The sequence below is a fragment of the Campylobacter lari genome, assembly GCF_001017575.1.
In the GTDB taxonomy this organism is placed as follows: Bacteria; Campylobacterota; Campylobacteria; order Campylobacterales; family Campylobacteraceae; genus Campylobacter_D; species Campylobacter_D lari_C.
Genome location: NZ_CP011372.1, coordinates 716,059 through 728,565 on the forward strand (window position 1 = coordinate 716,059; position 12,507 = coordinate 728,565).

At 29.0% G+C, this 12,507-nt stretch carries 8 protein-coding genes; all 8 read left to right on the forward strand.

The window, feature by feature from the left end; genetic code table 11:
• Nucleotides 1–41: 41 nt before the first annotated feature.
• The 8 genes from CD56_RS03800 to CD56_RS03835 all read left to right on the forward strand — a co-directional run bounded on the left by CD56_RS03800 (nucleotide 42) and on the right by CD56_RS03835 (nucleotide 12,469).
• A complete protein-coding gene (locus tag CD56_RS03800) occupies nucleotides 42–689 on the forward strand; it encodes an amino acid ABC transporter permease (protein WP_047208234.1) in 648 nt (215 codons plus the stop codon).
• Complete coding sequence (locus CD56_RS03805) at nucleotides 682–1,341, forward strand: amino acid ABC transporter permease (protein WP_047208235.1); 660 nt, start codon at nucleotides 682–684, stop codon at nucleotides 1,339–1,341. Before CD56_RS03800 ends, CD56_RS03805 begins: the two co-directional genes overlap by 8 nt.
• Before the next feature lies 1 nt (nucleotide 1,342).
• Nucleotides 1,343–2,080, forward strand: a complete 738-nt coding sequence (locus CD56_RS03810; protein ID WP_039618156.1) for a pathogenesis-associated glutamine ABC transporter, ATP-binding protein — start codon at nucleotides 1,343–1,345, stop codon at nucleotides 2,078–2,080.
• A 106-nt stretch (nucleotides 2,081–2,186) separates the two neighbouring features.
• On the forward strand, nucleotides 2,187–2,984 hold the full coding sequence (locus CD56_RS03815) for a cysteine ABC transporter substrate-binding protein (RefSeq protein WP_407712415.1): 798 nt from the start codon (nucleotides 2,187–2,189) through the stop codon (nucleotides 2,982–2,984).
• Nucleotides 2,985–2,986: 2 nt separating this feature from the next.
• The gene (locus tag CD56_RS03820; protein WP_047208237.1) at nucleotides 2,987–4,207 is read left to right on the forward strand and encodes an MFS transporter; all 1,221 of its coding nucleotides are present in this window, start codon (nucleotides 2,987–2,989) and stop codon (nucleotides 4,205–4,207) included.
• 501 nt (nucleotides 4,208–4,708) lie between these two features.
• Complete coding sequence (locus CD56_RS03825) at nucleotides 4,709–7,033, forward strand: hypothetical protein (protein ID WP_052768369.1); 2,325 nt, start codon at nucleotides 4,709–4,711, stop codon at nucleotides 7,031–7,033.
• Nucleotides 7,034–7,058: 25 nt separating this feature from the next.
• Complete coding sequence (locus tag CD56_RS08080) at nucleotides 7,059–10,460, forward strand: two-partner secretion domain-containing protein (protein WP_052768370.1); 3,402 nt, start codon at nucleotides 7,059–7,061, stop codon at nucleotides 10,458–10,460.
• An 83-nt stretch (nucleotides 10,461–10,543) separates the two neighbouring features.
• A complete protein-coding gene (locus tag CD56_RS03835) occupies nucleotides 10,544–12,469 on the forward strand; it encodes a ShlB/FhaC/HecB family hemolysin secretion/activation protein (protein ID WP_235375845.1) in 1,926 nt (641 codons plus the stop codon).
• Nucleotides 12,470–12,507 lie beyond the last annotated feature (38 nt).

Consider the following 12,507-nt stretch of genomic DNA (forward strand, 5'->3'; position numbering starts at 1 on the left):
CTTATTTGTTACAATATTGTATTTAAAGTATGGAAGGTTTTATGGATTTTGATTTTTTAATCAAGTTTAGCCCTATGTTTATACAAGCTTCTTGGCTTACTTTAAAACTTGCTATTTATGGGGTGTTTTTTTCATTTTTAGTAGGTTTATTTTGTGTGGGAGTAAGTTATTTTAAATTTTCTTTTTTAAATACAATCTGTAAAATTTACATAGAATTTTCAAGAAACACACCTTTATTAATCCAACTTTTCTTTTTATATTATGCTTTGCCTGAGTTTGGGATACACCTTAGTTCTTTTGCATGTGCTGTGATAGGACTTAGTTTTTTAGGTGGTTCTTATATGGCTGAAAGTTTAAGAGCGGGTATGGAAGCGGTGAAAAAACAACAATACGAATCAGGACTTTCTTTGGGTTTGAGTAAATGGCAAAATTTTCGTTATGTAATCATACCTCAAGCTTTGGGTATAGCTATGCCAAGCATTAGTGCTAATATCATTTTTTTACTCAAAGAAACTTCAGTGGTAAGTATTATTGCTTTAGCGGATTTAGTATATGTGGCTAAAGATCTTATAGGGCTTTATTATAAAAGTAATGAAGCATTATTTGCTTTGGTGTTTTGTTATTTGATTTTGATTTTACCTTTATCTTTAGTGTTAAACCGTATAGAAAAAAGGTTAAATTATGTTTGAAATTTTAAATCAAGATACCTTTTTTAGACTAGCACAAGGCTTAAAGGTTACTTTAGAGCTTTCGTTAATTAGTGTTTTGATTTCACTTATAGGGGGAGTGTTTTTTGGAATTTTAATGCATTCTAAAAATAAAATCCTTTATGCTTTTTGTCGTTTTATGCTTGAGTTTGTGCGTATTATGCCTTTGATTGTTTGGCTTTTTATAGTGCATTTTGGCTTGGCGAAATGGTTTGGATGGCATTTGAGTGCTTTGGGTTCAAGTATTATTGTTTTTAGTATATGGGGCGTGTTTGAGATGATGGATTTGGTTAGATCATCTTTATCAAGCATACCAAAACACCAGTATGAATCAGGACTTTCACTAGGTTTTAATAAATTTGAAGTTTATCTTTTTATCATTATACCTTTATCTTTAAGAAGATTATTACCAATGAGTATCAATCTCTTTACAAGAATTATCAAAAGTACTTCAGTGATTTATCTCATCGGCGGTATAGAGCTTATTAAAGTAGGCCAACAAGTGATCGAGCTAAATTTATTTCAAAACTCTTATGCTGCTTTTGTGATTTATGGTTTGATTTTATTGATTTATTTTATACTTTGCTATCCTTTGTCGGTATATTCAAAGTTTTTAGAGAAAAAATGGAGCTAATATGAGCATTTTAAAAATACAAAATTTACAAAAATACTATGATGATCATCATGTTTTAAAAGATATAAATTTAGAAGTAAATCAAAAAGAAGTAGTGGTTATACTAGGTCCAAGTGGTTGTGGGAAATCTACGCTTTTAAGATGTATTAATGGTTTGGAAGAAATGGCTGATGGGGCTATTTTTGTAGATGATGAAAAAATTGATAAAAATTATAAAAAATGGACTCAAATTCGCCAAAAAATAGGCATGGTATTTCAATCTTATGAACTTTTTGATCATTTAAATGTGGAGCAAAATATACTCTTAGGGCCTTTAAAGGTGCAAAAAAGAAAAAAAGAAGAGGTTTTAGAAGAAGCTAAATACTGGCTTGATAGAGTAGGGCTTTTGCATAAATTAAAAGCCTATCCTAAAGAATTAAGTGGTGGACAAAAACAACGCATAGCCATAGTTAGAAGCCTTTGTATGAATCCTGAAATCATGCTTTTTGATGAAGTTACAGCAGCGCTTGATCCTGAAATTGTGCGTGAGGTTTTAGACGTGATTTTAAATTTAGCAAAAGATGGTATGACTATGCTTATAGTTACACATGAAATGGGTTTTGCTAGAGCAGTTGCTGATAAAATAGTTTTTATGGATGATGGAAAAATAGTAGAAATTTCAAAGCCCGATGAATTTTTTGAAAATCCAAAAACTGATCGTGCGAAGAAATTTCTCAATTTGTTTGATTTTCATCGTTAATTTTATTTTAGAAAAGATTTGTTTAAAAAATTAATATAAGGTTTAAAAATTTAAATTTCAATCATAAGGAAAAAATATGAAAAAGATTTTTCTTTTATCGTTTTTAATGGCACTTTTTTTTAGTGCATGCTCAAATTCAAGCTCTAATGAAAACTCTATAGAGAAAATCAAACAGCAAGGTGCTATCCGCATAGGTGTGTTTGGTGATAAACCTCCATTTGGTTACTTAGATGCTCAAGGAAAAAATCAAGGCTATGATGTGTATTTTGCAAAGCGTATTGCTAAAGAACTTTTAGGGGATGAGTCTAAAGTACAATTTGTTTTAGTTGAAGCAGCAAACAGAGTAGAATTTTTAGAATCAAATAAAGTAGATTTAATCTTAGCAAATTTTACTAAAACTCCAGAAAGAGAAGCTGTGGTGGATTTTGCTTTTCCTTATATGAAAGTTGCTCTTGGGGTGGTAGCTCCTAAAGGATCAGATATCAAAACTATAGATGATTTAAAAAGCAAAACTTTGATTTTAAATAAAGGTACAACAGCTGATGCGTATTTTACAAAAAATATGCCAGAAATTAAAACGATTAAATTTGATCAAAACACAGAAACCTTTGCAGCTTTAATCGGTAAAAGAGGCGATGCGCTAAGTCATGATAATGCATTGCTTTTTGCTTGGGCTAAAGAAAATCCCAATTTTGAAGTAGTGATTAAAGAACTTGGAAATCATGATGTTATAGCTCCTGCTGTAAAAAAAGGCGATGAAGCTATGTTGAAATTTATCAATGATTTGATTGTAAAATTACAAAATGAGCAGTTTTTTCACAAAGCTTATGATGAAACCTTAAAGCCATTTTTTAGCGATGATATAAAAGCTGATGATGTAGTAATAGAAGGTGGCAAAATTTAATAATGCAAAAAGCCTTTAAAAATACCATCTATGCTTCTTTAGGTGGTATTTTAGAATTTTATGATTTTGTTTTATTTATCTTCTTTGCAAGTGTTTTTGCAAAAATTTTCTTTCCTCAAAACGATGATTTTTGGCCATTAATCTATACTTATGTAGCCTTTGGAGCAGGATATTTAGCTAGACCTTTTGGTGCTGTTGTTTTAGCACATTTTGCAGATATTAAAGGGCGTAAGAATGTTTTTTATGTCAGTATGCTTTTAATGGTCGTACCAAGTTTTGTTTTGGCCTTTTTACCTACTTATGAAAGCATAGGACTTTTAGCTACTTTTATGCTTTTTATCATACGGATAGCTCAAGGGCTAGCCATAGGAGCTGAAGTGAGTGGTGCTTGGATTTTTGTGAGCGAATTTGTGAGTAAAAAAAGACTTGGCTTGGCACTTGGTTTTATTTCAGCGACTTTAACTTTAGGTTTATTACTCGGAAATTTAGCGACTTTAAGTATATATGCGTATTTTGATAAAGAAGAAGTAGAAAGCTTTGCTTGGAGAATTCCTTTTTTTATAGGAGGATTTTTTGGTATTTTAGCCTTATTTTTGCGTACAAAACTTAACGAAACACCAGCTTTTAAAAACATAAAAGAAAAAGAAAAAATTTTAAATTTTCCACTTTTGCAAGCTTTAAAAACACATAAGAAAAGTATGTTAATATGCGCTTTACTTACTGTGGTTTTAACAAGCGGAGTAGCTACTTTAATGATACTACCACAATATTTTGAAAGCTTATTGGGAGTTAGTAAAACTACTGCTTTGACATATCAAAATTTGGCCATAGTGATGATCATACTAGGAAGTTTAGTGCAAGGTTATTTGGCTGATTTATTAGGACATTTTAAAATTTGTTTGATTTTCACTTTAATTTTTGGAATTTTTGGTATAGCTTTTAGCTTTTATAATGAGTGGTTTTTGTTATTTTATTTGCTTGCTTGTTTTGCACAAGGTATTATAACTTTTGCTCCTATTTTTATGACTCAAATTTTTACTACAGAGTTAAGATCAAGCGGTCTTTCTTTTGCTTATAATATTTCTTATGCGATTTTAGGCTTTTTAACACCCTTTATCGTTAATTTTATGTATGAGAAATATTTTTATTTTTATATATTTTTTGTGTTTATTACTAGTTTGATAAGTATGTTTTTGGTAAAAAAATATATTAAAATTTTATAATATTTTTTTCTTTCAAACTGCTATTTTTAGGATATTTATAAATTTCAAACAATTTTTATCTTAAATATCTTTAAGCTTAAATTTATAAATATAGTATTAACATTTCTTAATTGTTATTATTATATTAGTAATAATGATTACAAAAATAATTCATTGTTAACAAGCAATAAATCAATCAAACACATTAATCATTTTTCGAAAGGACTTTTTCAATGCATATAAGCACAGCTAAAAATCGCCTCACGGGGGGGGGGATACGATAATTTTCGTTTTAACTCAAATACTTTAAATTCTTTAAAAAACTATAAAAACTCTAATCTTTTAAAACTTTCTTTATTTACTATTTTTTCACTAAGTTCTTTAGAAGCAGCCACCCAAGCAAATTATGATAAAACTTCTAATGCTTATATAATTAAAAAACACCATTATGAGAACAATGATGTCTATGATTATAATCTTGATACTTATAAACTCTTAAGTGGTAAAAACTTCTATGGTCAAATGGCTACTAATAAAAATCTTTCAAATATCACTTTAATCTATGATAATCCTAAAGATAAAGCTCATGCAAAAATGAATGATTTATATTTTAAGCAAGACATACTTACTCCAAGTATTAAAGAAGATATTTTTGTAGTTAATGGATTTCATAGTTCTAACTCAGCTAATACTACCCTAAATCAAATTAGCTATATACCTTTTTTAGTTTCTGCTTATACTTTTAATGCAAAAGCTAATAATAATACCTTAGTATTAAAAGCAGGGGAATTATCTTCAGTATATTATTTAAAACCTACCGATAAAGAAGTAATTAATCCTAAAGCTAGTGGTTTGGATAATAAATATAATTTTTTAATCACTCCAGCTATAGCTAGAAAAGGTGAAGTAAGTAATAATACTTTAAATTTCTTAAAAGATGCCTATGTAAATATGGGTGTTGAAAACACCTATACCTTACCTTTAAATGGTGCTCCTTATGTATTAGGTGCTTTTGGTGTGGATGCTAATGCTAATAATAATACAGTTATATTAAATAAAGGCGTAAAGATAGACTTTCATACTACCCCTTATAGACAAAGCACTTTAGGGGATAATATCTTTGATGAGAGAATGACTCATGTAAATGGAGCCATTACTTATAATGCTAATGCTAAAAATAATAAAGTTATTATAGATGGAGCTTCTTTATTAGTCCATGGTCCAAGTGGAGCATATTCAACATCAGCTGCTACTCACTTAGGAGGAGCTTTTGTGGATGTTAATAATAATCAAAGCTATGAAGTAAGTAATAATAGTGTATTAATCAATGATTTAAAACTAGATTTAAGAGTAGATACTAAAAATACCCCATTAGCTTATAATGCTGTCTTAGTAGGAGAAATCTATGGGGGTAAAATCATACAAGGTAATGCTTATAAAAACACCATAGATATAAAAGACTTACAAACCTTATTAGCATTAAATACTAATGTAGAGGTAAAAGCTCTTTTAGACTTTTATGCAGGTATTACTAATAATGGTATAGCTAATGATAATAGCATTAGCATTAATCTAAAAAAACCATTTGAAATTAATTCTAATTTTACAGGTAAAAATGAGTTTAATCTTTATGGTGGGGTAGCGACTAAAGGAGCTAATAGAAATAGTATTCATATCAATGGGGATTTAACCCAAGGTATTACTGTTGAAAATCATCAAGATAAAATTCAAATCACAGCAGCACAAACTCTAAGTTCTAAAGCAAATAATAATAGCATTAATATTAAAAACTCAAACATTGCTATGCCTTTATATTTATATGGAGTAAGCAAGGTTAGTTTAAATGATAAAGATTATTATGCAAGTAGTGCTAATGCTAATAGTATAGTTTTAGATAATGTAAAATCAGGTAGAAATCTCACTGCTATTATAGAAGCTGATAATTTAGAAAAAAACACTATAAAATATAATCTTGTGCAATCTTTATCAAATGCTTCTAATATAGATAAAGGTTCTAAAATCATTTTAAGAGCTAATGAAAATGCTAATGATAATACTTTAAATATTAAAGATTATTCAAGTGCGGCTAGTTCTAATGTTTATGTTATTAATGCTAATACTGAAAGTGCTAATAATACTTTTATCTTTGATAATCTAGCCCTAGGCACAGCTTCTGATAAAAGAGAAGGTGAAGTAGTAATTAGTGCAGGTATAGCTAAGAACACTCATGATAATTATACTCATATAAATAATTTAAATATAGATGAGTATAAAAACAACAAAGCTATATTTATAAGTGCTTCTGGTGTATATAGTGAAAATGATAAAAGCTATAATAATACCTTATATCTAAGTGGTAATACTAATATTTTTAATAATACTAATATAGATGTATTAGCAGGTAGCTTTTTACAAACTAAAGAAGATAATAACTTTGTATCAAAAGCTCTAATGCATAAAAGTGGCACTAATAATCATTTAGTATTAAATACAAATATAAAAGCAAATACTATCAATAACTTTGATCATTATAGCTTTATCTTAAAAGATGATACTAAAACTTATTTAAGTGCTAAAGAAGCTATTAATCTTTCTAAAGATAGTTCTATTAATGTATATACAAACAATAATGTAAAAAATAAAAGCTTTATTTTAATGCAAAGTGAAAAAGGCTTTGTAGATGCAAACAATAAACAACTAAATCAAAAAGACTTACAAAGCTTATTAGAAACTATTACTAAAAATAATCAAAGCTTACATAAAAACATCAAAGCAAAAGTTCAAAAAGCTAAATATACTCTAAGTGTAAGTAAAGATGCAAAAAGCATAGTAGTGAATTTAAACTAAAGCAATATACCAAAAAGGATTAATTATGAAAAAGTTAGCAAATCATATCATACTCTCAGGTGTAACTGTATCAATGTTATTTTCTCCACTAATGGCTTTACCTAGTGGAGGTAAATTTACTCATGGGACTAGTGGAAAGATAGAAACATCTGGCAATACTATGAATATCACTGGAACGACAGCAAGTGGTAATCATGTTATCCAATGGGGTGGTGGCTTTAATATAGGCGCTGGCGAAAGAGTAAATTTTAAAGGTGATGGGCAAAACTACTTAAACATTGCTCATGGTACTAGTAAATCTACCATAGAAGGTTTATTAAATGCAGGTGGTAATAATGTCTTTTTAATCAATCCTAATGGAGTAATCATTACTAAAACAGGAACTATCAATGCTAATCGCTTTGTGGCTTCGACTTCGTCGATGAGCGATGGGGATATGTGGAAATTTGCTAATATGAAAAATTTCAATGACGGTTTAAGCTTTTCCCCTGTGTTTAAACCAAATGGTGGCAATGTAGTAAATATGGGAGGTGAAATCAATGCTGCTAGCGTTGTTTTACAAGGTAATAAAGTAGTGTCTAATGCATATGCTGACTATGATAAAAATTTAGGAGAACACTCAAAACAAATTTCAGCTAATGAAATAACCTTACAAGGCAATGAGGTTTATGTTGATGTAAGCTCTATTAATGGTAATAAACTTGGCAAATTAAATATCAAGGGAAGCAATGGTAATAATTTTGAAGGTTCTATGTATTTAAATGCTAGTGGATATTATTATAATCCTAACTCGTTTAAAGTGTTTGATAAATATACAAACACAAATAATAACTTTAAAGTATATAAATATGTAGGCATAGGCTCTGATGTTGACTGGTGGCACTTTGCTAAAGGGTGGAATGAAAATAAAGATGGTGTTTTTAGAAATATAGCTAGTGAGTATAGATTAACTAGTGATATTGATTTTAAAGGTAATCAGGGTAAAGGTCAGGAAGGTAAAGATTGGCAAAACTATGCAAATTATTGTATAGATGGACTTGGTTGCGCTAATATGATAGTGGGATATGCCAGTGCTTTTAATAAAATTTTTGATGGACAGGGATATAAGTTAGAAAATATCAATATTTTAACACAAAATCAAATAAACTACGCTGGAATATTCGGCTTGGTAGGAAGTAATGCGATTATAAAAAATGTTGATGTTGATTATAAAGGTGGCGGAGTTTTGATAAATTCTTATTCTGGATTTTCAGATTATCGTGGAATAGGCGGGTTTATTGGGACAGTTAATGGAGATAATATAAAGATAGAAAATATATCATTGAGAAATATAGGTAAGATAGATTCTGCTAAAGATGGTAGTTTTAATGTGGGCGGGTTTGCAGGCAGTATCAGTGGTTCTAAAATAGAATTTAGCAATATAGAACTTAATAAAATTGGTGAGATATCGAGTATAGCTAGTTATAATTCATTTGGTGTAGGTGGATTTTTAGGAGCCGCTTTTTCTACAAATACAATATTTCAAAATATATATATTAATAATATAGCATCAATAAATGGCTATAACGCTGGTGGTTTCTTAGGCATTGCAGGCAACAATCATAGTTTAAATTTTAAAAATATTTCTATTTTTAAAATAGGTGATATTTTAGGATCTAACGCTGGTGGTTTTCTAGGTTCTTTGGGTGGTAATAGTGATAACTATCCGGGATATACAGAATTTTACAATATAAAAATACAAAATATTAAAAATATTAAAGGTGGTTCTGCTGGGGGAGGATTTGCTGGTCAACTCCTAGCTGGAATCTATGATACAATATCTATAGAAGATATTGGAGTTATTGAGGGTAGTGTTGTAGGAGGATTTGCTGGTGCTACGGCATATAATAATGCTGCGCACGAAATTAAAGTAAATAATGTAGCTATAAAATCTATAGATTTAATACAAAACAACCCTAACTCCTTCAGAAGTGCTGCTGGAGGATTTATAGGATATATTGGTAGTTATGGAACAGAAAATATAAAAAACACTTTTACTAATATAACTATAGATGGAATAAAACAAATCGAGTTTAGCGGTGAAAATTATCATGGAATAGGTGGATTTATAGGAGAAATTAAAGATAATAAAAATGCTGAAATTTCATTTTCTAATATTAATTTATTTTTTGATCCAAGATTTTCAATACATAAAAGCGGCAGCGAAAGTTTGGGATTAATAATAGGTTTAAAAAATACTTCTTCTAAGATATCTTTTAATAATTTGAATTTTTATTATGAAGAAAAAACTTTTTCAAACGCAAGAAACGAAAACTATAGTGGTGTAAATTTAAAAAAATATCAACAAGGCCAAGAACAAGAAAAATATAATGAATTTAAGACAAAAGACCAAACTACAAAACCAAATGTAGGAACATATGAGAGTAATCAAAAAGTGTCGCTTGAATTACCAGATGTAGAAAAAATAAAAAGTGAAATTGCTATTTTAGAAAAAAACGATCAAAAAGATGATCTTTTTGAAGAAACTATCAAAAAAGAGATTATAGAAGATATCACAGAGAAATATTATTTTGTTGATATTAAAACGTTAGAAGAATTAATAAAAGCTTATGATAAACTAAATTCTAATAGCACAAAAGAAGAAAGAATTGATTTTATAAAAAATCATTTGCTTGTAAGTAAAAGCGAGCAAGAAGCAAAAGAAGTTGTCGAAAGTTTGGATTTTTTACTAGCTTATAAAACTAATGGTTTAGAAAATGCTGAAAAAAATGGAATTTTAAAAGATGAAGCGACAAAAAGTGCAAACAAGAGAATTCAAGATAATGTCAAAAAAACTTTATCTTACGAGCAAAATCTTATAGTTGATTTTTTAAAAAATGAAGAAAATGGTCTTAAGTGGTTAGTTGATTCTACAAATAACTTGTTACAAGATCTTAAAGACACTCAAGCAGCTTTAAAAGAAGCTATTTCACAATACAATGCTTATGTGGATTTAATCAATGCCAATAAAGCTGAAAGAGATGATGCTAAGCTTGAATCTCTTAAAAAGAATATAGAAAATCTAGAAAATCATAGTAAATCTTTAGCAACTAAGATTGATAATAGTCAAAATATTTTAGAAAAATGGCAAGCTCAATCTAGTAAAGAATCAAACGAGCATTTTGTGATTTTAGGCAAATTTGACTATACACAATTAATCAAGCCTGACCTAAATGAACCAAATGGAAATGGTGGAAAAGATCCTGATCCAAAACCTGAATTACCTGAACAAGATTTAGATTTTGAGCAAACTACTGCATTGAATTTAATAAAACACGAAGAGGATGAAGAAAAAGAAATAGGTGAAACAGATGGCGAACTTAGATCAGTTACTTGTATAGTTAGTGATCATTTTAAAACTATGAACCCTTGCGCAGTAGGACACTAATAATTCTTGGGAAACTATTTCCCAAGAATTATTTTATATTTTTTCAACACAAATACATTATTAACCAAAAGGAACAAACAATCATGAAAAAACTTTTACTTAGTACTATAGCAATTAGCTCTTTAGTCTATGCTAATAATGGAAGTATTACCATAGCTAAAAATGATATAGAAAAGGTTATAGAACTCTCCCCTGATAGAAACCTCCCTCAAAACAAAGCTATCAAAGAAAATCTAAAAACCAAAGATGATTATATAAAAAGCCAAGAAGCTAAAAAAGACTTTGAAGAAAAAAAGAAAGCTTTAAAAGAAAAATTCAATCAAGAAGATGAAGCTAATGAGGAAACTAACAATCAAACTAATAATGACACTACCAATCTAAATAACCAAACTAATACTAATACAAACAATGATAAAACTAATACTAGTGTAAAAGATGAAACTAACAATTCTAACTCAACTAATAACAATACAAACAACCAAACCAATAATAGTTCTAACACTAACTCTACTAATTCTAACACTAACACCACCACTAAAAAAGTAATAACCAAATACAAATTTGTTATCACTAATGAAAACACTAGCTTTAAAAAGCTAGGTATTAAAGAAGAAGATTTACAATTACTTATTAGTGAGTTTAGTACTAGAAAATTTAGCTTACAAGATTTACAAGATATATCTAATATCATTGCTTATTATTTCCAAGTTAATGGCTATCCTGCAGCAACAGCTTATGTACCCCAACAAGAATTTGAAGATAGTGTACAAATAAACATAGCCTTAGGAACCTTAGGTAAGTATATAGTAAAGAATAAAACTACTATAAAAGATTATTTCATAGAAAGTAAGCTTAATGAAAGAATCAAAGGTAAAATCATCTCTACTAAGTTAATAGAAGATAGTGTGTATAAAGTCAATGAAATGTATGGAGTACAAACCCTAGCAGGCTTACAAGCAGGAGAGAATGTAGGAGAAACTGATGTAGTTATAGAAGTAGTGCCTGATACTAAGGCTAATGTATTATTATATACTGATAATTATGGTATTGAAAGTGCAGGGGATATTAGAGCTGGTATTAGTATGGGATTTAATTCCATACTTAATATGGGAGATTATTATAATTTTTACTTACAATCAAGTAATGAAAATCAAATCAACTATGGAGCAAGTTATACTTTCTTTTTAGGAAATTTAAAAATCACTCCAAGCGTATCTCAAGGCTCTTATTCTTTAGGTGGGGATTATAAAGATGCAGGTTTTTATGGTACTTCTAGAAATTTTGGTATAGACTTTTCTTATCCTGTATGGATTAATACTAATTCCTCTTTATATTTTACTTCAAGTATTTATCATAAGATACTTAGTGATACCAAAGCAGGATTTTTAACTCTTGATAAGCATTCTAATGTAGGTAGTATGGGTTTAGAAGGTTTATTTAGAGGCTTTGAAAATAACACCTTAAGTTATAGTGCTAAGATAAGTGTGGGTAAGGTATATGATGATGGCAATTCTTTGACACCATATATTTCTAAAAGCGGAGGCTTTGGTTGGTTTAGAAAACTCAATGCTAGTGTGAATAATTATTATAGTATTAATGAATACATTACTCATACTTTAAATATAAACTATCAAAAGGTATTAGGGAATTTTGAATTAGATTCTTCTGAGAGTTCCTCTTTAGGTGGAGCTTATGGAGTAAGAGCTTATGATAATGGCGAAGGTGATGGAGATAATACCATAGTAGCTAACTTTGGTATAAGAATAAATATGCCAAATACGAATTTTTATTTTACGCCTTTTTATGATGTAGGTTATGCTTGGTATGAAAAAGCTTCAGGGGATAGATTAGCAGATGAGCATTTTTTAGATGCAGTAGGTTTACAAATACTTTATAATAAAACTAATGAGTATTATATAAAACTTGATGCAGCTAGAGCATTACATCAATATAAATACGATGATGATCATAGAATGAAATTATATTTAAGTGGTGGGGTGTATTTTTAAAAATTTAAAACTTTAAAATATAAACTATAACTTTGCTA